The sequence below is a fragment of the Tenacibaculum tangerinum genome (assembly GCF_029853675.1).
Taxonomy (GTDB): Bacteria; Bacteroidota; Bacteroidia; order Flavobacteriales; family Flavobacteriaceae; genus Polaribacter; species Polaribacter tangerinum_A.
Map to the genome: position 1 here is coordinate 605001 of NZ_CP122539.1, position 20994 is coordinate 625994.

23 protein-coding genes and 1 pseudogene are annotated in these 20994 nt (G+C 32.5%); 14 read left to right on the forward strand and 10 right to left on the reverse strand.

Annotation, left to right across the window (positions count from 1 at the left end; genetic code table 11):
• Positions 1–499 precede the first annotated feature (499 nt).
• The 10 genes from P8625_RS02495 to P8625_RS02540 all read left to right on the forward strand — a co-directional run bounded on the left by P8625_RS02495 (position 500) and on the right by P8625_RS02540 (position 6700).
• Entirely contained in the window at positions 500–703 is a 204-nt protein-coding gene (locus P8625_RS02495; protein ID WP_279651925.1) for a hypothetical protein, read from the forward strand.
• 73 nt (positions 704–776) lie between these two features.
• Complete coding sequence (locus P8625_RS02500) at positions 777–2663, forward strand: tetratricopeptide repeat-containing sensor histidine kinase (RefSeq protein ID WP_279651926.1); 1887 nt, start codon at positions 777–779, stop codon at positions 2661–2663.
• A 2-nt stretch (positions 2664–2665) separates the two neighbouring features.
• A complete protein-coding gene (locus P8625_RS02505; RefSeq protein ID WP_279651927.1) occupies positions 2666–3331 on the forward strand; it encodes a DNA-binding response regulator in 666 nt (221 codons plus the stop codon).
• A gap of 510 nt (positions 3332–3841) precedes the next feature.
• Positions 3842–4195: a DoxX family protein gene (locus tag P8625_RS02510; protein WP_279651928.1), complete on the forward strand. Its 354-nt coding sequence runs from the start codon at positions 3842–3844 to the stop codon at positions 4193–4195.
• Positions 4192–4602, forward strand: a complete 411-nt coding sequence (locus P8625_RS02515) for an OsmC family protein (protein ID WP_279651929.1) — start codon at positions 4192–4194, stop codon at positions 4600–4602. The genes P8625_RS02510 and P8625_RS02515 overlap by 4 nt, the downstream gene beginning before the upstream one ends.
• Positions 4603–5133, forward strand: a complete 531-nt coding sequence (locus P8625_RS02520) for an NADPH-dependent FMN reductase (RefSeq protein ID WP_279651930.1) — start codon at positions 4603–4605, stop codon at positions 5131–5133.
• A gap of 17 nt (positions 5134–5150) precedes the next feature.
• The gene (locus P8625_RS02525; protein ID WP_279651931.1) at positions 5151–5582 is read left to right on the forward strand and encodes a (4Fe-4S)-binding protein; all 432 of its coding nucleotides are present in this window, start codon (positions 5151–5153) and stop codon (positions 5580–5582) included.
• Positions 5583–5588: 6 nt separating this feature from the next.
• A complete protein-coding gene (locus P8625_RS02530; RefSeq protein WP_279651932.1) occupies positions 5589–5870 on the forward strand; it encodes a GNAT family N-acetyltransferase in 282 nt (93 codons plus the stop codon).
• Positions 5871–5963: 93 nt separating this feature from the next.
• Positions 5964–6212: a glutaredoxin family protein gene (locus tag P8625_RS02535; protein ID WP_279651933.1), complete on the forward strand. Its 249-nt coding sequence runs from the start codon at positions 5964–5966 to the stop codon at positions 6210–6212.
• A 47-nt stretch (positions 6213–6259) separates the two neighbouring features.
• Positions 6260–6700 (forward strand): MarR family winged helix-turn-helix transcriptional regulator, encoded by a 441-nt coding sequence (locus tag P8625_RS02540; RefSeq protein ID WP_279651934.1) that lies wholly within the window; start codon positions 6260–6262, stop codon positions 6698–6700.
• A 554-nt stretch (positions 6701–7254) separates the two neighbouring features.
• On the opposite strand, the pseudogene lptB reads toward P8625_RS02540, so the two are convergent.
• The 4 genes and pseudogenes from lptB to P8625_RS02560 all read right to left on the reverse strand — a co-directional run.
• Positions 7255–7980, reverse strand: a pseudogene (gene lptB, locus P8625_RS02545) (LPS export ABC transporter ATP-binding protein); the annotation flags it as partial.
• Between the two features lie 87 nt (positions 7981–8067).
• Positions 8068–8415, reverse strand: a complete 348-nt coding sequence (locus tag P8625_RS02550) for a carboxymuconolactone decarboxylase family protein (protein ID WP_279651935.1) — start codon at positions 8413–8415, stop codon at positions 8068–8070.
• Positions 8390–9211 carry a twin-arginine translocase subunit TatC gene (gene tatC / locus P8625_RS02555; protein ID WP_279651936.1) on the reverse strand — a complete coding sequence of 274 codons (822 nt, stop codon included), beginning with the start codon at positions 9209–9211 and terminating at the stop codon, positions 8390–8392. Before tatC ends, P8625_RS02550 begins: the two co-directional genes overlap by 26 nt.
• 1 nt (position 9212) lies before the next feature.
• A complete protein-coding gene (locus P8625_RS02560) occupies positions 9213–10184 on the reverse strand; it encodes a KpsF/GutQ family sugar-phosphate isomerase (protein ID WP_279651937.1) in 972 nt (323 codons plus the stop codon).
• A gap of 146 nt (positions 10185–10330) precedes the next feature.
• On the opposite strand from P8625_RS02560, the gene P8625_RS02565 reads away from it, so the two are divergent.
• The 3 genes from P8625_RS02565 to P8625_RS02575 are packed head-to-tail and all read left to right on the forward strand — an operon-like array spanning position 10331 to position 13522.
• Complete coding sequence (locus tag P8625_RS02565; protein ID WP_279651938.1) at positions 10331–12529, forward strand: RecQ family ATP-dependent DNA helicase; 2199 nt, start codon at positions 10331–10333, stop codon at positions 12527–12529.
• Positions 12530–12541: 12 nt separating this feature from the next.
• Entirely contained in the window at positions 12542–12967 is a 426-nt protein-coding gene (locus P8625_RS02570; RefSeq protein WP_279651939.1) for a VOC family protein, read from the forward strand.
• A gap of 39 nt (positions 12968–13006) precedes the next feature.
• Positions 13007–13522, forward strand: coding sequence for a GNAT family N-acetyltransferase (locus P8625_RS02575; protein ID WP_279651940.1), 516 nt, complete (start codon positions 13007–13009; stop codon positions 13520–13522).
• 315 nt (positions 13523–13837) lie between these two features.
• Here the strand turns inward: P8625_RS02575 and P8625_RS02580 are convergent, their stop codons facing one another.
• The 6 genes from P8625_RS02580 to porX all read right to left on the reverse strand — a co-directional run bounded on the left by P8625_RS02580 (position 13838) and on the right by porX (position 19599).
• Positions 13838–15103, reverse strand: coding sequence for a transposase (locus P8625_RS02580; RefSeq protein ID WP_279651173.1), 1266 nt, complete (start codon positions 15101–15103; stop codon positions 13838–13840).
• A 259-nt stretch (positions 15104–15362) separates the two neighbouring features.
• Complete coding sequence (locus P8625_RS02585) at positions 15363–15734, reverse strand: DUF4258 domain-containing protein (protein WP_279651941.1); 372 nt, start codon at positions 15732–15734, stop codon at positions 15363–15365.
• A gap of 38 nt (positions 15735–15772) precedes the next feature.
• A complete protein-coding gene (locus tag P8625_RS02590) occupies positions 15773–16969 on the reverse strand; it encodes an alanine dehydrogenase (protein WP_279651942.1) in 1197 nt (398 codons plus the stop codon).
• 13 nt (positions 16970–16982) lie between these two features.
• The gene (tsaE, locus tag P8625_RS02595) at positions 16983–17393 is read right to left on the reverse strand and encodes a tRNA (adenosine(37)-N6)-threonylcarbamoyltransferase complex ATPase subunit type 1 TsaE (protein WP_279651943.1); all 411 of its coding nucleotides are present in this window, start codon (positions 17391–17393) and stop codon (positions 16983–16985) included.
• 41 nt (positions 17394–17434) lie between these two features.
• Positions 17435–18019 carry a DUF1287 domain-containing protein gene (locus P8625_RS02600; protein ID WP_279651944.1) on the reverse strand — a complete coding sequence of 195 codons (585 nt, stop codon included), beginning with the start codon at positions 18017–18019 and terminating at the stop codon, positions 17435–17437.
• Positions 18020–18048: 29 nt separating this feature from the next.
• The gene (gene porX, locus P8625_RS02605; RefSeq protein WP_279651945.1) at positions 18049–19599 is read right to left on the reverse strand and encodes a T9SS response regulator signal transducer PorX; all 1551 of its coding nucleotides are present in this window, start codon (positions 19597–19599) and stop codon (positions 18049–18051) included.
• Between the two features lie 172 nt (positions 19600–19771).
• Here porX and P8625_RS02610 point away from each other — a divergent pair, with 172 nt between their 5' ends.
• Positions 19772–20980 (forward strand): HD domain-containing protein, encoded by a 1209-nt coding sequence (locus tag P8625_RS02610; RefSeq protein ID WP_279651946.1) that lies wholly within the window; start codon positions 19772–19774, stop codon positions 20978–20980.
• Positions 20981–20994 lie beyond the last annotated feature (14 nt).

Consider the following 20994-nt stretch of genomic DNA (forward strand, 5'->3'; position numbering starts at 1 on the left):
TAATAATTCAGTAAACAACCTTTTTAAAGGATCTTTTTTTCTTTCTTAGTGTAAATACACATAAAAAAATTTCTAAAGCAAAAAATAAATTCGATGTCTTTTAATGAAGTTTTTAAGTCACTTTCCATGATAGTTGATTGGTTTTTTCAAAGTTAAAAAGCTTGGAAAAAGTATGGAAAAGGAAACCCGTAAAACGAGAAAATCTTTTCCATACTTTTTCTAATCATTTTCCATAATGTCTCTTAGAATCAGTGCTATGTTTGTATCAGAATTAATCGAGAAAGCAAAAACAAACACATCGATTGGTTTTAATTACAAGATGTACTATCGGTAGAATTTCTTAGAAGGGAAGCTACGAAACGACACCGATACTTATCTTCACTTCCCGCGAAAGAGGCGCGCGACTCTTTTAAAATTTTTAGGCTTTTCAAGCAAAACGAAACTGAGCACCAACGCTTGGAAAGGAATTCTAATGCTCAAAATTTTAAAAGAAATAACAATGGACAAGATTTTAATAATGATTACACTTTTAGTGACTAGTGGATTATACACCATAAATTCAAACTCAACCACCGTAGTACCTGAGTCTACCTCTACGGAAACAACGACAAATGATACGAGTACTACTACCAGTAATGATACGGGTGGAGAAACTGACCAAGACCCAGATCCAGAAGAAGATCCAAATAATGGAGGTAGTTAACGGAAATTAAATTAGTTTAATAAAATGAAGGAGCAATTATAAGTTGCTCCTTTTTTATTTATAAATTAGACCTATGAAAAAAGATAAAACTTTAATTCTCACTTACATAATTATTATAGCTTTATTATCATGTAATAAAAAAACCGTTAAGAATGAGGAAGACGTTAAGGAAGAGGATATTGTAAAGCAATTTACCTATAGAGAAAGGTTAAGTTACTATTTATCTAAAAAAGGAAATTTAGATGATTTTAATATTATAAGAAATATAGCATATTGTTATAATAAATTAGAAAAGCCAGATAGTTCAATTTTTTATATAAATGAATTTTTGAAAAATCAAAAAAATATATCTAATGAACAATTAGGTATGGTATTCTACAGGCTAGGAATTAATTATAAAAAGCTAAATAAAATAAATGAAGCATATAAATATTTTGTCAAGTCTAAAGAACATTATTTAAGAGAAGGAGATAGTCTTAAAGTCGGCGAGAAATTATTTAGTATAGCCAAAATCGAATCAGAAAAAGAATTATACTATAAAAGTGATGAAACATGTATAAAAGCCCTTGAATACTTAAAACCAATAAATTCTTATTTACTACCGTCAATTTATAATTGTTTGGGTATTAATAATTATGAGCAAAGAAAATATGAGTACTCTAATGATTGGTATGAAAAAGCTATAAAGTCAACTCGAGATAGTGTAAATAAGATTAGATATTATAATAATATTTCGATTAACTACAGAGAATTAAGAGATTATAAGCAATCATTAAGTTTATATGAAAAAATTAAGTCAAATAAATATTTTGATAGTATTCCTTTGGATTTAAAAGCAAAAATAATTGATAATAATGCTTACGCAAAGTTTAGAGCAGGTTTGAAAATTAATACTCAAGACTTTTACTTAGCTCAAAAACTTAAAAAAGAATTAAACGATAATGTAGCTTTAATAGCGAATTACAATTATCTATCAGATTATTATTATAGTAATAAAAAAACTAATAAAGCTATTAATAATGCAAATAGAATGTATGAATTAGCACTTAAGTTAGATAAACCAGATGATAGAATAGAAGCTTTAGATAAAATAATTAAATTGGAAAAGAATGAAATCAAAAAAGAAGCTTTATTCCTAGAAAGAATTAATTTAAGTGATAGTATACAAAAAGCTAGAGAAAATTCAAAGATTCAATTTATAGCGTACGTTTATAATTTTCAAGAAGAACGAAAACAAAAATTAGAAGTTAAAGCTGATCTTGCAGAATTGAACCTTAGTTTAGAACAACAAAAATCCCAAAAGCAAGTATGGATTTTTGTCGTTGTTGTTGTGGTATTAGGGTCGGTCGTGTATTTCTTTTATAGAAGAGGACAAACCAAAAAAGAAAAAATTATTGAAGTGTATAAGACAGAAACTCGCTTGGCGAAAAAGATACACGATGAAACGGCAAACGATGTGTATGCAGTGATGAGTATATTGCAAAACAATCCTACTACAGATACGAAGTTGCTTACCAGAATACAGAAAATATATGCGCAAATAAGAGATATATCGCATGAGAATAGTCCTGTACATACGGGAGAACAGTTTGAAAGCTTTTTAAGATACTTGTTTTTAGATTTTACCAACGATACCTGTAAAGTAATTCACAAAGGGGTATCAGAAGCAAATCTAAACGAATTGTCTAAAGAAAAACAAATCGTTTTGTACAGAGTTTTACAGGAGCTACTGGTTAATACAAAAAAACATAGTAAAGCAAGCTTGGTACTCATTACTTTTTCAGTACTAAAAGATACAATATCAGTGGTGTATCAAGATAATGGGAAGGGGGTTGAAAACCTAGTCATGAAAAACGGATTTCAAAATATGGAAACCCGTATAAAATCAGTAGGAGGGTTTGTTACTTTTGAATCAGCGCTAGAAAAAGGATTTCAAGCAAAGTTTCAATTTAAAAAGTAGTTATGTTTCAAAAAGTATTAATTGCCGAAGATGCCGATTACACCTCAAGTGGTATTGAAGTAGCCCTTAGAGATATGCAAATAGCTGAAGTTGCCTATGCACAATATTGCGATGAAGCTTTTTTAAAGCTAAAAAAAGCATGGTTAGATAACAAACCGTTCGATTTGTTAGTGAGTGATTTATCATTTAAAGAAGGCATGCATAAGCAGCGACTTAGCTCTGGAGAAGAACTGATATCCGAAGCAAAAAAACTACAGCCCTCTTTAAAAACCATTGTATTTTCTATTGAAGAGAAACCCTATCGAGTACAGCAGTTGTGCAACGAATTGGAAGTAAATGCCTACGTATGGAAATCGAATCATGGGCAAGAAGAGTTAAAAAAGGCAGTACAGGCTGTTTATAATGGTAACTTTTTTATCACACCCCAATTGGCACATGCCTTACGAGATAAGGTAAGTTTTGAAGTAACAGACTACGATATATTTTTACTCAAACAGTTGGCAGAGGGATTAGATCAAAAAGAAATTAGCGAAATACTGAAAGAAAACCATATAAAACCCAGTAGCATCAGTTCAGTAGAAAAACGCTTGAAGTTATTGAAAGAAAATTTCAATGCAAACAACCCTACACAGCTCATTGCCATTACCAAAGATTTCGGACTTATTTGAATGAAATAGGAATGTACTATCCTGTAAAGTGTGAAAAACTTATTTATCGAGGGTTTGACTTTTTAGAGTTGAACCTTTTTTCAAATAGCAATAACATTGTTTATAAACTTTTTTCCTTGATACATAAAACTTCTTTCTTTTATCAAACGTGTTTTCTTTCTAGATAACGGTTCTTTTTGTGAACAGCACAGGTTGCTTGTTTCAATATTTTTTTTCAATCTGAGGTCTTAATATTTCTTTTAAGTCCTTTAATGCTTCTATTTTAAACATAAGTGCTGATGTCGGTAAAAATATTTTTCCAGAGAATTTGAAAATAATTAGTTTAATATAATAATTACCTAGAAAATATTTTCCAAGGAATATATTTAATATTTTTTTGTACTTTCGCAAAAGAATTTTAAACGTAAGGTGATAGCAAGGGTTTAATCCTCGTAGTTTGCCTCGAAATTCTTAAATAATTTTTTTGAATACCCAGCATGCTTGCATTGGGGCAGTTTAATAACAAGTAAAATGAAAAGAGACAAAATTATTTTTTATGTAACCACAGGACTATTAACGGTATTATTACTTTTTTCGGCAGGAATGTATTTTTTTAACTATGCAGAAGTCGCTAAAATGTTTACAACGTTTGGGTATCCAACTTATATAATTTATCCGTATGCAATAGCAAAACTATTAGGAGTAGTTGCGCTTTGGTTTTTTAGAGGTACGTTTTTAAACGAATGGGCGTATGCAGGGTTCTTTTTTGCATTCATCCTTGCTTTTTTTGCGCATTACATGATTGGAGATGAACAACAAGTAGGAGCTATAATTGCACTGGTATTGCTAATTGTTTCATACATTTATAGTAAAAAAATACAATGAGCAATAATACAACAGCAACAGTTACGCTAACCCAAAAAAATTATTTAGCAGAGGCAAAGATGAGAAATCATTTTGCCGTTATCGATGAGCCTTTAGACTTTGGAGGAGATGACAATGGACCTACTCCAGTAGAGTACTTGCTTACAGCCATAGGTGGTTGTGTTTCCATTACCTTACGTATGTATGCACAACGAAAGGGTTGGAACTTGGGTAAAATCACGGTCAATATGAGTCAAAAGGAACAATTAACACCTCAGGGAATTAAAAAATCATTAGTAGAAGAAATTTCATTTGAAAAAGAAGTTACAGAAGAGCAGCGTGCTAAACTGTTAGAAATAGCAGGAAAATGTCCAGTCGCCAAAATGGTAAAAGAAGCCACAGAAATAGAATCAAAAATAACCATATAAATGAAGAAAATAATCGCTTTTGCAGGTAGTAATAGTCAAAAATCAATCAATAAAAAGCTTGCGATATACGCTTCCAGCTTAGTAGATAATGTAGAGATTATCATATTAGACTTAAATGATTTTCCATTACCAATTTATGGAATCGATAAAGAAATGAAAGAGGGTATACCAGCAAATGCAGTGAAATTTTTAGATAAAATTAAAGAGGCTGATGGAGTTATTGTTTCGTTAGCAGAGCATAATGGAAATTTTACGGTGGCTTTTAAGAATATATATGACTGGATGTCGCGCATAGAACAAAAATTATGGCACAACAAACCTATGTTGTTATTATCAACCTCTCCAGGAGGTAGAGGAGGAGCTTCAGTAATGGAAATAGCTAAAAATGGATTTCCTTATATGGGAGGAAATATCATTACAGATTTTTCTTTACCAAAATTTTATGATAACTTTAAAGACGGAAGAATTGTAAATGAGGAGTTTAATCAAAAAATAAAAGAAGCAGTTACAATTTTCCAAAAATCAGTTTAAACAAAAAATCAAAAATTATGTCAGAAGCGAAGGAAGTTGTAAAAAGATATAGCAATGATGATATCACGGTTGTTTGGAAGCCAAATAGTTGTATTCATTCAAAAAAATGTTGGAAAGGCTTGATACAAGTTTTCAATCCACAAAATAGACCGTGGGTAAATATGGATGGTGCCTCTTCAAAAAGAATACAAGAACAAGTAGCCAAATGCCCCTCAGGAGCATTATCGTGTGCTTCAAAGAATAAAGAAAATCAAGGTTCAAATACTGCAAAAATGAAAGTAGAAGTTTTAGAAGATGGCCCCTTATTAGTTCACGGAAGTTTGGAAGTTTCTCTTTCAAATGGTAAAACAGAAACCAAGAATAACTCAACTGCTTTTTGTAGGTGCGGAGCTTCAGAGAATAAACCGTATTGCGACGGTACACACAAGGAAATAAATTTTAAAGGATAAATATTTATGCAGGTTAAACAAGAAGATAACGGAAAAAAAGGGGAATTCTTTGTTGAGAAAGAGAATAAAAAAGTAGCAATGATGACCTACACTTGGGCAGAAGATGACAAAATAATTATAGACCATACCGAAGTAGCACCAAGTTTAAGAGGAAAAGGAATAGGAGAGGAGTTAGTAGAAGCCTCAATTAATTTTGCAAGAAATAAGAATATAAAAATTGTACCACTATGTCCTTTTGTAAAATCGGTTATTGATGCAACGCCTGAATATTCAGACGTTTTGATGTAAACAAGCTTCCTTTTTAATATTTGCAAAGAATTTATTTTCCTTGGTAAATAAATGTATGTTTTGTATTTTTGTACCCAAAATAAAGAGGCCAAAATGAAGATAGTATTATACGGTAGAAAAGGACATGCGCATACTGTTGCATATAAAAATTTTCTAAAATCTGCGGAAGTTCCATTTGAATACAAAGATGTTTCTGTAGATGACCAAGCAAAAGAACATACCAAAGAACTTTACGAGGGGCAAATTAAATATCCTACGCTATTTGTTGACGATGAAGTGTATTTAACGCCATCGTCAGATACTTTTAACAAATTAATGCAAGACTTAAAGTTAAGAGGCTAACCTTTTAATTTAGGGCAGAAAAATACGAATAGTTGACAGCCAAAACAATGGGAGATATTTCAAAAGACATTAACTCAAAGTTTCCAAACAATAAAATCAAAGCATTTATCAACATAAAGTACACTGCTAATTGGATCAATAGTAAAGAAAACGAGTTTTTCAAGCAATATAGTATTTCAGCGCAGCAATTTAATATTCTTCGCATTCTAAAAGGAGCTAATAAAGCGATTAAAGTTCAAACGATAAAAGATAGAATGATCGAACGAGCTCCTAATGCCACGAGGTTGATGGATAAATTATACGAGAAAAATTTAATTGATCGTGAAAGATGTGAGCACGATAGAAGAGTCGTCTATATAAATATAACGCAGCAAGGAAAAGAATTATTAGAAGAAATAAATGCTAATTTAGATTTAGATTTTATTCAGAACCTTACGGAAGAAGAATCCATTCAACTCAGCGAATTACTAGATAAAATTAGACAGTAGATTTTACGTTTAGATAACGTAAATAATAAATGCAGTTTAGACTAAAAAGGGTTATTTTTGGCACCATGCCTTTTACTTTATACGTCTTTTTCAGGATCATAAATATCCATAATAAAGTGATAGTTATCTAAAGATATTTTGTCTTCTACGAAAGACTTGTTTACAACATTGTTTTTTGAATACTCTCCGTCTTTATAAATATTCCAGTTTTCATTATTTCTGTTTGTTAAGATAACTTTATCAGAATCTATTTCAAAATTACACCAATCGTTGTAATTAGCTATTCTTTTATAACTATGGTCAGAAACTTTCATATTACCTTTTACATCAATACCTTTAATATCTATACACATATTACAAAATTGAACAAAAGTAGTATTATCTAGAGGTATGACAAGAAAAGAATTAGTATTTCCTTTCTTTCTGTAGAGCTTGAAACCTTGCTTTAAATTATGATTATGATAAACTTCTGAAAAAGAGGAGAAGACATTATTTTCTTTAGCAGATTCTATGATAAAATGATTTTGAGTAATCGTTAAATTATTTTCAAAATTCTTTTTCTTCAATTCGAAATCTTTACCAAGATACACTCTACGAACCGTTTCGTCTTCGGCAAGTTCTTCAGGAGTTCCTTCTTTTAAAATACCTCCATTGTACATTAAGTAGGTTCTATCTGTAATGGCAAGTGTAGCCTGTACATCGTGGTCGGTAATTAAAATGCCGATATTTTTATTTTTTAATTGCGCAACGATACCCTGAATGTCTTCTACTGCAATGGGGTCTACACCTGCAAAAGGCTCGTCTAATAAAATAAATTTAGGGTCAGAAGCCAAACAACGAGCAATTTCTGTTCTACGACGTTCTCCACCAGACAATAAATCACCACGGTTTTTACGTACGTGCCCTAAACTGAATTCATCAATTAACTCTTCCAAGCGTTCTTTTCTTTCAGCTTTAGTTCTATCAGTAAATTCAAGAACCGACATAATATTATCTTCAACAGATAATTTTCTAAAAACAGATGCCTCTTGCGCCAAATAACCAATTCCTTTTTGAGAACGTTTGTACATCGCATCGGTAGTAATTTCTTCATCGTCTAAAAAAATATGACCATTGTTAGGCTTTATCATCCCTACAATCATATAAAAAGAAGTGGTTTTACCAGCTCCGTTAGGACCCAGTAGTCCAATAATTTCTCCTTGTTCAACTTCTAAAGAAATTCCTTTTACGACCTTTCTGTTACCGTATATTTTTTGTATGTTATTTGCTCTTAATTTCATTTATTATTGTTGAAAAATGGAGTTGTTTAAGGTATAAAAGTAACAAAACTGTTTCTTAAAATCTTCTTAAATGATTAGGTGATAAAATTAAGCTTCGTCTTCTAAAGCTTCCCAAAAGGCTACAGCTCTTCGTAAATGAGGAATTACGATAGTTCCGCCAACCAATGTGGCAATACTCATAGTTTCCATCATTTCTTCTTTGGTAACTCCGTTTTCGTAAGCTGTTTTTAAATGATAAGCAATGCAATCATCGCAGCGCAGTACTGCAGAGGCTACTAGGCCTAGTAATTCTTTTGTTTTAACAGGTAAATGACCTTCTGCGTAGGCATTGGTATCTAGGTTAAAAATACGTTTGATAATTTTATTGTTAGATGCTAAAATCTTGTCGTTCATTTTAGCACGATAGTCGTTAAACTCTTGGACTTTTTGTGACATTCTTTTGTTGTTGTTTTATAACAAATTTTGAAACATAAATACTCATTTCATATAAAATCATAATGGGTACCGAAACAATTACCTGACTGGCTACGTCTGGTGGGGTAATAATTGCAGACAATATCAGTACTACCACAAATGCATGTTTACGGTATTTTCGTAAAAATTCTGGAGTAATCAATCCTATTTTCGTGAGGAAGAAGATGACTACAGGAAGCTCAAAAAATACAGCAACACCTAGTAATGTATTGGTTATAAGACTAATATAAGCCTCTAGCTTAAAGTTATTTTCTATGGCGTCTGATATTTCAAAATTGTAAAAGAAATATACAGACATGGGTAGAATAACATAATAGCTAAATAAAATACCTAAAAAGAAAAGGAGAGAAGAAGTAAAAATAAATCCTCTTGATTTTTTCCTTTCGCTTTCGTGCAATCCTGGCGCTATAAATCGCCAAAACTCCCATAAAATATATGGAAAAGCAACTACAAACCCTAAAATTAAAGAAGACCAAATACCCGTCATTAATTGCTGTGTAGGATTTAAAGCTTGTAATGTTTGTTTGAATTTAATAGCACAAAAGCTACTATCTATTCCAATAGAAGTAAATACTTTACAAAAAAATTGATAGGTAGCGAAATCAGGCTTTAAGTGAGCCAAGAGTACCTCATTAAAAACAAAGTTAATGTTAAAAAAAATTACGATTGCAATAACAAAAATTGCCGTAAAACTTCTTACTAGATGCCATCTTAGTTCTTCAAGATGGTCTAAAAAAGACATTTCTTTTTCTGCCATCTTAAAATATTCCTTCTTTTATTAAATCGTGTAAATGTACTACGCCTACATAATTGTTGTTTGAATTGGTAACTAAAATTTGCGTAATGTTATTGTTTTCTAAAGCGTCTAAAGCTTCCACAGCCATAGCATCGACATCGATTGTTTTTGGTGTGGTACTCATAATGTCAGCCGCTGTAAGCTCATCAATTTTAGTTGTTTTACTTAACATTCTACGAATGTCTCCGTCGGTAATGATTCCTGTAATTTTATCAGCAGTATCAACAACGGCGGTAACTCCTAAGCGTTTTTCAGAAATTTCAACAATTACCTGAGTAACTTTGTCTGTACTTTTAACCTTTGGTAATTCGTTATTTTTAATCAAATCAGAAACTCTTAAATACAAACGTTTGCCTAATGCACCTCCTGGATGGTATTTTGCAAAATCACTACTAGTAAAGCCTCTTAATTCTAACAAACAAATAGCAAGAGCATCTCCTAACACCAATTGAGCAGTGGTACTCGTAGTAGGTGCTAAATTGTTGGGACAGGCTTCTTTTTCAACATAAGAATTCAGTAAAAAATCGGCGTTTTTTCCTAAGAAAGAATCAGGGTTACCAGTAATGGCTATAATTTTATTCTTAGAATTTTTAATGAGAGGAACCAGTACTTTTATTTCTGGAGTATTACCACTTTTAGAAATACAAATTACAACATCGTCTTGTTGTACATTACCTAAATCGCCATGAATAGCATCAGCAGCATGCATAAAAACTGCTGGAGTACCTGTAGAATTTAATGTTGCTACTATCTTCGTAGCAATGTTCGCACTTTTTCCAATACCAGTTACAATAACACGTCCTTTAGAGTTCAATATAAAATTAACAGCATTTGTAAACGAGCTATCTAATAAATTTGCTAAATTAGCAATAGCATTACTTTCTAAAAGAATAGTTTCTTTTGCGGTTGAGAGAATAGCATTTGCGTCTTTCAAGTTAAAAAAGTTTTTAATAAATTTTAAATTGTAAAAGTAGCAATAATTGAGAATAAAATCTTTTTTATTAAAAAGAAAGTTTACCTTTAATTGTTGTTATTAATTTTTGTAAATTAGTTTTCGTTTTTAATTTTTGATATTAGAAGATGAATAGAGAGCAGACGGATTTATATGGATCATTAAAAAAAATCTTCGGATTTAACCAGTTTAAAGGACTACAAGAAGATGTAGTGAATAGTGTATTGAATAATAAAAATACATTTGTTATCATGCCAACTGGTGGGGGTAAATCGCTATGCTATCAGCTCCCTGCCTTAATGAAAGAAGGCACAGCTATTGTAGTATCGCCACTCATAGCTCTGATGAAAAATCAGGTAGATGCCATCAGAGGGATTTCTGAAAATCAAGGAATAGCCCATGTATTAAACTCTTCGTTGAACAAGTCAGAGATAGCACAAGTGAAATCAGATATTGAAGCAGGAATTACAAAATTGCTATATGTAGCTCCTGAATCTTTAATTAAAGAAGAATATGCTGAATTTCTAAGAAAGCAAAAAATATCGTTTGTAGCGATTGATGAAGCACATTGTATTTCTGAATGGGGGCATGACTTTAGACCCGAGTACCGAAATCTGAAAAATATTATCAAGGAAATTGATAACGTACCTATCATTGGTTTAACTGCAACTGCGACCGAGAAAGTACAAGAAGATATTTTAAAAACTCTCGGAATGACCGATGCCAATGTTTTTAAAGCATCGTTCAACAGACCCAATTTGTTTTATGAAGTACGCCCTAAAACAAAGGACGTAGAAAAAGACATTATTCGTTTTATAAAACAACGACCAGGTAAATCAGGAATAATTTATTGTTTAAGCCGTAAAAAAGTAGAAGAAATAGCACAAATTTTACAAGTTAACGGTATCAATGCAGTTCCTTATCACGCAGGTTTAGATGCCAAAACACGTGTAAAGCATCAAGATATGTTCTTGATGGAAGATTGTGAAGTGGTGGTAGCTACCATTGCCTTTGGTATGGGAATAGACAAACCAGATGTTCGTTTTGTAATACACCACGATATTCCAAAAAGTTTAGAGAGTTATTATCAAGAAACAGGTAGAGCTGGTCGTGATGGGGGAGAAGGTTACTGTTTAACATTCTATTCGTATAAAGATATTGAAAAGCTTGAAAAATTCATGGCGAATAAGCCAGTAGCCGAACAAGAAGTAGGGCATGCACTGTTGCAAGAAGTTGTGGGGTATGCAGAAACTTCAATGAATAGGAGAAAATATTTACTGCATTATTTTGGAGAAGAGTTTGATGAAGTACATGGTGAAGGGGCTAATATGGATGATAACATGCGTAATCCAAAGAAAAAGCACGAAGCCAAAGATGAAGTGGTAACCTTGCTCTCTGTAATTAGAGATACAAGCGAAATGTATAAACCAAAAGAAATTGTAAACACGCTTATTGGTAAAGAAAATGCCTTATTAAAATCTCATAGAACAACCGAACAACCTTTTTTCGGTATAGGTAAAGCAAAAGACAACCATTATTGGATGGCTTTGATCCGACAAGTATTGGTGGCTGATTTGATACAAAAGGAAATAGAACAATACGGAGTTTTAAAGCTTACCAAAGCAGGAAAAGAGTTTATAAATGATCCATCATCATTTATGATGACAGAGAATCATGTATATGAAACAGCAGATGACGGTACGATTATAACCAACGAAAAGTCAGCAGGAGGAGGCGTAGACGATGCATTGGTAAAAATGTTGAAAGACCTTAGAAAAACTGTTGGAAAACGTTTAGGAGTACCCCCATTTGCAGTTTTTCAAGATCCATCTTTAGACGACATGGCGCTTAAATATCCAATTACATTAGATGAACTAGCTAAAGTTCACGGGGTTGGAGAAGGAAAGGCGAGAAAGTATGGAAAAGATTTTGTAGCACTTATTTCAAAATACGTAGAAGATAACGATATCATGCGTCCAGATGATTTAATTGTGAAAAGTACTGGAGTAAATTCAGGACTAAAACTATATATTATTCAAAATACCGATAGAAAACTACCTCTAGAAGATATAGCAAAGTCTAAAGGTTTAGAAATGTCTGAATTGATAAAAGAAATGGAAGCGATTGTATTTTCTGGAACGAAGCTAAACATCGATTATGCAGTAGATGACTTGCTTGATGAAGACCAGCAAGAAGAAATCCATGAGTATTTTATGGAAGCGGAAACAGATAAAATTCAAGAAGCTTTAGATGAGTTTGATGGAGATTATGACGATGATGAGTTACGCTTAATGCGCATTAAATTTACCAGTGAAGTAGCCAACTAGAAAAAATAGAATATGCAAGGAAGTACGTATTTACACTTTAACGGAGATTGCAAAGAAGCAATGGCTTTTTATGCAGATGTTTTAGGAGGAGAGATGACAATGTTAATGCAATTTAAAGATGCTCCTGAAGAGGTTTACAAAAACATTCCTGATGAAGCAATGGAATTAACAATGCATTGTACTGTAGAAGCAGGAAGTTTTTCTATCATGGGTTCTGATTTCTTAGACGAAAATGAAACATTAACCAAAGGGAATAACTTTGCGGTTAGCATAAATACTGAAGACGAAGCAGCAGCAGTAGCAATTTTTAACGGACTTTCTAATGAGGGAAGCGTTATGATGCCACTTGAAGAAGCTTTTTGGGGAGGTAAATTTGGAATGTTACGAGATAAGTATGGAGTGAATTGGATGATTTCTATAGAAGAGCAAATTTCTTAAACTTTACAATAATTAATTAGGTTTTAAAAAATCCAAAATTTGAACTATAAAACCTTCGAAACAGAACGCTTATTTTTAAGACCAACCACAGAGGAAGACGCTGCATTTATCCTTGAGCTTTTAAACACCCCTAAATGGATTGAATTTATTGGCGATAGAAATGTAAAAACGCTAGAAGATGCAAAAGCGTACATTAAACAAAAAATGATTCCACAGCTTGAAAGGCTTGGATATGGTAATTATACATTACTAAGAAAAGAAAACCATCATAAAATAGGTACTTGTGGTTTGTATGATAGGGAAGGATTGGAAGGAATTGATATCGGATTTGCTTTTTTGCCTGAGTACGAGAAAAAAGGATATGCTTTCGAGGCTTCGAGTAGAATAAAAGAGGCGGCATTAAACGAGTTTGGAATAGAAACAATAAACGCCATTACTACAAAAAACAATGTTGCTTCTCAAAAACTTCTAGAAAAACTCGGACTTAGTTATTCGGGGACGACAAAAATACCAAATGACGATGAAGAATTATTGGTATACAAACTAAAAAAATAACATAAGCACATTTTTTAACCATGACCTTGGTGCGTAAGTTTTGACTATAAAATTCTGAGTAAAACCTACTTTATAAATGCTCGGGTAATATTCAAGGCGAACCATATATTACACCTGTTGAAGCTACCATTATTATGGCACTTTCAGAAAACAGATTGTTTTCTGAGATTTAAGAAAAATCGGTATTCGAATTTTACAATTTTAATCTCGATTTTTGATTTTAGTGGCTTTTTTGAGTTTCTTCAAGGTAAAATTTTAGGAAAAAGATCCGACAAGACATACCTCTCTCATTAACCTTATTTTTGGGCTTTAAAATTAGGCTGTTTTTTTGTCTATTTCTCTCGCTTTTCTACGACCAATTTCAAGTGCGTTCCCTGTGTGTATTCCAAAGAAAATCCAAAGAATCTCATTTTTTTTAGTTTTAGCCTTTATCTTTTTTAAATGATAATGTTCTTTATCCTTACCAAAAGACCCTTCTAATCTTGTAGCTCTTTCTTTGGAAATAATAGCTCTAAGTTTCTGTTTTTCTTTGTGGTTTTTAGATTTTTTCCCCTTAGGAATAAAGTCTGTTTGTATAGCTTTAGAACTACAGTATTTTCTGTTTTTATTGGTGGCATAAATTTTATCTGCTCCAGCTATTTTTACTTTCTTTCGAGTTAATCCTTGCACTTTTTGAACCGTTTGTATAAAACGATTTCCCTCGTGAAAAGCATTAAAATTGATGTGTTCTATAAAACTAATCCCGTCTATTTGAACTTTGTTCACTTTTGCTCCAAATTCAACAGGTTTTACTTCTTTTCCCCTGACAATAGGACGAATATAATCCTTATGAATACTCACAATTCTATCCTTTATTTTCTCTCCTGTATCAAAGTGATGCTTTTGTTGCTCGTAAATCTTTTGAATTGTAGCTATTCTCTTATAATATTGTGGGGTAAACTCTAGTTTAGAATGGATTTGTAGTTCTTTTTCAAAATTGATAAACTTCAATAGTAATTTTAATAATGCTCTAGTTAATGAGATTCGTTTTGATTTGGTTTTTCTTCGCATTTTACTAAACCCTTGATAACGTTTCTTCCATTTCAAATACTTACTTCGAATCATTTTAACTCCTAACACTGAGCAGGTTTTTTGTAGTTGTTTATAAAGCCAATGCACAGACTGCCAAAGTAATTTTTGAATGCTAGGATAAGATAGTTCACTCTCATAACAAGTTGCATCCATAACTATTTGATTGGCGCTCTCTATTTGACCTTTCCAAAAAGAAAAAAGAACTTTCTCAACTGAACTAATCTCTAATTTCTCTGATAATTCACAACGTATTTGACTTACTATTTTATTGGTCAAACGTTCAAATCCTAGTTCAACATCACAAAAAAATTGATAATCAAGATTGGAATTTAATTGCTCTATTAATTTCTTATCTGAACAATTAGCGTAATGCTTCAAAAACATTAAACCAAGCCTCCCTTTAGGACTAAAAAGATAGTTTCGCCCTGTTGATTGTTCATGGATACCAAAAGTATTTACCAAATCATCCCAAGGAATAGCAGCATGGATTTTGCCTAAATCTCCCTCCAAAAAACGTGCATAATGAGCATCATAATTCTCGCTTAGGGGAAAAAATTGAAATACGGTGTTGCATTTCAGAAATTCTTCGTATTTTCATAATTAAGTAATGTGAAAACCCCGTTTTTTGCCTTTTTAGGTGATTTTCGGGGTTTGTTTTGAAGATAAGGTACAACAAATCCCCTGTAAAAACAAGGGATTTCTATTTTATGAAAGTGCCTATTATAGGAAAGAGAAGATGCAAATTCTTTACAATACAATTTGTTTGTTATTACTTAATAAAAATTTTATCAACCGTAGCAGTTGAATCACATCGAATCACATACAAATCAATGTGTTTTAAGCTGTCTTTTCCTGTAATAAAATATTCTGCACAAGGTTTTAATCGAGGTTTGCTTTTACCAAAATTAACATCTCCATGAACTAGAATTGCAGCAATCGTAGCAGTATCAATTTCGGAGTTAGCGAGTACTTTTAGGGCATTTTCAGAGAACAAACGTTTTTTTATCCTAATGGTTTTTAAAGTACGTGCGTCCATTCCATAGTCAAAAGAAACATCTTTTCCCTTCCATATAAAAAGTACGACGAGACACCCTAAAGTCAACCCTACTAAATAATAACCAACTCGTTTTAACCACTGCATAGTTTAAAAATTGAAGCGCAAAAGTACGTAAAATCGAATTACAAAATTAATAAATTAATATCCCTGTAAGGAAGGTCAAACCAGTCAGCTACGGTTTTATTTGTTAAAATTCCATGATAAAAATACATTCCGTTACGTAGAGTTTTGTCAAAACGGGCAGCATTTTCGAAGCCTCCCTCTTCAGCAATTTGTAGTAAGTAAGGAGTAAATATATTACTGATAGACACTGAAGCCGTTCTAGAATATTTAGAGGGAATATTAGGCACACAATAATGAATCACTCCGTGATTTGAAAAAGTAGGCTTGCTATGTGTGGTAACATTAGAAGTTTCAAAACAACCACCTCTATCAATACTTACGTCAACGATAACTGCACCATCTTTCATTTGTTCTACCATCTCTTCGGTAACTACAACAGGAGATCGGTCTTTTCCTCTAATAGCACCAATAGCCACATCGCAACGCATCAAAGCCTTATGCAAGGTTTTAGGTTGTATGGTAGAAGTATAGATAGGTGCTTGTACGCACGCCTGTAAACTACGAAGTTTGGTAATTGAATTATCAAATACTTTTACACGAGCTCCCAAACCAATAGCAGTTTTAGCGGCAAATTCACCCACAGTACCTGCTCCTAAAATAACCACATCGGTAGGAGGAACACCTCCGACATTTCCTAAAAGTAAGCCATTTCCTCCATTTGAAGCTGTCATGAGTTCGGCGGCGATATGCATAGAGGCAATTCCTGCAATTTCGCTCAATGATTTTACTATCGGAAACACCCCATGGTCATCTTTTATATAATCGAAAGCAATAGCCGTGATTCGCTTTTTAGCCAACGCCTCAAAATATTTCTTATTTTGTGTTTTTAATTGTAGTGCAGAAATTAAAACTGTTTGCGGATTCAGCATCTGAATTTCTTCTAAAGAAGGGGGTTCTACTTTAAGTACCACAGTACAAGCAAAAGCTTCTTTTACATCGTATGATATTTTTGCACCAGCATCAGAATATTCTTTATCACTGTAGTTAGCACCCTCTCCAGCCCCTGTTTCAATCACAACTCTATGTCCGTGAGCTACTAATGCGGCAACGGCATCGGGAGATAAGCTAATTCGTTTTTCTTCGAAATGTGTTTCTTTAGGCAACCCTATAAATAAATCTCCTTTTTGCTTTTTAATTTCAAGCATTTCGGTTTGCGGCATTAACTGCTCTTTGGTAAAAGGTGAAATAGACCCCATCTAAATTTTTTGGTTAATTTTTAATTGAAATGTTTCGTTGCCCATCTTCTAACAAGCTAATTGATATAGAAGCAACGTCTAAAGGTAGTAAATTTTTCACATTTTCGGGCCACTCAATCAAACACCAATGATTACTGTATAAATAGTCTTCAATTCCCATATCATACGCTTCTTCTTCGTCTTCAATACGGTAAAAATCGAAATGATAAATCGTGTTGTTTGTGTCTGTTTTATACTCATTTACAAGAGAGAAAGTAGGAGAGTGGGCGATATCTTCTGCCCCTAAAACATTACAAATTTCTTTAATTAAAGTTGTTTTACCAACGCCCATTTCTCCATAAAAAAGCAATATTTTATGTTGGGCAACAGCAATAATTTCTTCGGCGATGGCTGTTAATTCGTTTAATGAATAGTTTTTGTTCATAGATAGCAAAAATAGCAAAGAAGATGATTAAATTCTATAATTTATTTGTTCTTGTACCTGTAATGTCCAATAATTTTAAAATTAAATAAGCAGTCTTCTAAAACTTGACCATTTCCAATGTTGTGAACAATTAAAAATCGCTGATTATTTGTTGAAGATTTTTTAGAAGAAACAATTCCAATATGAGTTAAACCTCCGTTCAAACCCCAACAAACAATATCTCCAGGCAAATAATCAGAAGGATTTAAAGTGATTTTTTTGGCAGCTTTTTTTCTACTAAAAAAAGTCATTAAGTTGGGTACCCTTCTATGGTCAATATTTGTGTCGGTTCTTTTCAATCCCCATATGTTAGGATACAATGAAAAATTCGCTTTCATATCTTCATGCACCTCTTGTTGTAAATCTACCCCTAATTTACGGTAAGCACGAATAACTACATCGGTACAAACTCCTTTGCTTTTAGGAATATCTCCGTTTGGATACGATATAGAAAAGTAACTAGGGTCGTAAGTAACATTCTCTTTCGTTAGTTCTAAGGCAGCTGTGGCAAGTTTATTTTCTTGAGCATGTATAACACCAAAGCAAGCAAAGAAAAATAAAAACAGGAAGTATTTACTATTTTTCATTTTTAAACAATTTTGAAGCAACCAATAAGTTACTTTGGGTTATAAATAGCACAAGGAATTACCATTTCTTCCAACGAAATACCACCGTGTTGATAGGTGTTTTTATAATACTTTACAAAGTGATTGTAATTGTTAGGGTATGCAAAAAACAAGTCTTCTTTTGTAAATATAAAAGGACTGTTAATAGCCACAGAAGGTAAAAAGATGTCTTTTGGGTTTTTAGCAACATATACGTCTTTGTCTTCGTAGCTCAAACTTCTTCCAGTTTTATATCGTAAGTTAGCACTAATGTTTTTATCGCCAATTACCTTGGTAGGATGCTTGCAATTTATGGTACCATGGTCTGTGGTAATAATTAATTTTTGACCTAGTTTTTGAGCCTTTTGAATAATCTCATACAAAGGTGAGTTTTTAAACCAACTCACGGTTAAAGAACGATATGCCTTGTCGTCACCAGCAAGCTCTTTTATGACTTCCATTTCTGTTTTTGCGTGAGAAATCATGTCTACAAAGTTGTAAACGACAGCAGTAAGGTTATTCTGTCGTGTTCCGTTGTAATTGTCGGCTAAATCTTTTCCGTTTTTTAAAGAGACAATCTTATAATACTCATGAGTAATATTTAATCCTAAACGTTTTATTTGTTCACTTAAAAATTCAGCTTCAAATAAGTTTTTACCACCTTCATCAGTGTCATTTTTCCAATAGTTTGGATATCTTTTCTCCATTTCAGAAGGCATTAAGCCAGAAAATATAGCATTACGAGCATATTGAGTTGCGGTGGGTAAAATACTGTAGTAAGAGTATTCTTCTTCCTTTTTAAAATAATTATTAATAAAGGGCTCTAAAACTCGGTATTGGTCATAGCGAAGGTTATCGATAATTACCCATAAAACACCTTGTTCTTTTGAGAGGTTGGGAACGATATAATCTTTAAACAAGGTATGTGAAAACGTAGGTTTATCAGCTCCTGTTAACCAATGTTGATAGTTTTTTTTAACGAACTTAAAAAACTGAGAATTTGCTTCAGATTTTTGAGACTCTAAAATTTCCAAGACTCCTGTATCGTCAATATTTTCAAGCTCAAGTTCCCAGTGAACCAGTTTTTTATAAAGCTCAGCCCACTCTTCATAAGAGTTTACCATGGCCAAGTCCATCGAAATTTTTCGAAATTCCTGTTGATAGCTTGACGTTGTTTTTTCTGAAATTAAGCGAGAATGATCTAGATTCTTTTTTAAACTCAGTAATATCTGATTAGGATTGACGGGTTTAATTAAATAATCGGCAATTTTAGAACCAATAGCCTCTTCCATAATATACTCTTCTTCGCTTTTAGTAATCATCACGACAGGAAGGTTTGCATTTTTTTGTTTAATAGTGGCAAGCGTTTCTAAGCCAGTTATTCCCGGCATATTTTCATCTAAAAAAACAATGTCAAAATTATTTTCATCTACCAAGTCAATAGCATCTCTACCGTTGGTACAAGTAGTAACTTGATAGTCTTTTTTTTCTAGAAATAATATGTGGGGTTTCAATAAATCTATTTCATCATCTACCCAAAGAATATGTATGTTTTTTATCATAATTTTTCAACGTATTGCTATTTACATAACGGTTAAAAATAGTTTTGTTGTTTGCTAAAAGCTAAAAATACGTTAATTAATTTCTTGTTAATTTGGTTTTGTAGATAAATTATGATTTTTTTGTTTAAAATTCAAGGATTTATACATTTTGAACTACTCAAAAACGAACAAATTGAAGATAATTAACGATCCCATATACGGATTTATCTCCATACCTAATTCTCTCATTTTTGATATTATCGAGCATCCGTATTTTCAAAGATTGCGAAGAGTTACACAAATGGGATTGTCTAATTTAGTATATCCAGGGGCAAACCATACACGTTTTCATCACGCTATAGGCTGCATGCACTTAATGCAAAAAGCAGTACGCGTTTTACGAATGAAGAATGTGGCTATTTCAGAAGAAGAAGCAAATGCTTTGTACATAGCCATTTTACTGCATGATATAGGGCATGGAGCGTATTCACATGCTCTAGAGCATAGTATTGTAAATGAAATTACTCATGAAGAAATTTCATTAAAGTTTATGAAAGCGTTGAATGATGAGTTTGATGGAAAGCTGGATTTAGCCATTCAAGTTTTTGAAGGAAACTACCATAAGAAGTTTTTATACCAGTTGATATCGAGTCAGTTAGATATCGATCGGCTAGATTATTTGAAAAGAGACAGCTTTTTTACTGGGGTTGCAGAAGGGAATATATCATCCGACCGATTGATAGCTATGATGAACGTGGTAGATAATGAATTGGTTATTGAAGAAAAAGGTATCTATTCAGTAGAAAAATTTATCATAGCACGTCGCTTAATGTATTGGCAAGTATATTTACACAAAACAGGTTTGGTTGCCGAAAACCTTTTGGTAAGTGTTTTAAAAAGAGCCAAAGAATTAGCTACAAAAGGAGTAGAACTTCCTTCAAGTACAGCGCTTAGGTATTTCTTATACAATCGAATAACCAAAGAAAATTTTTCAGATAAAACATTACAGGTGTTTTCTACATTAGACGATTACGATGTATTAGCTGCCGTAAAAGAATGGAAAACCCACGATGATTTTATTTTGGCAACATTGGCAACAAAAATTATAGATAGAAACTTGTTAAAAGTAGAAGTTCAAGAAAAACCATTTACCGAAGACTATATCGAAAAGAGAAGAACAAAACTTAGAAAACTCATGAACTTGAGTGAACAAGAACTTAATTATTTTGTGTTTTCTAATAAAATTGAACATCAGGCATACAACACAAAAAAACCTATAAAAATTTATACTAAAAAGGGGGAATTAAAAGACATTGCAAAAGCATCAGACCAGTTAAACCTCAAAGCGCTAACAAAGCCTGTTGTGAAATATTATTTGTGTTATCCGAAGAAAATAAAGTAATCGCATAACTAGAA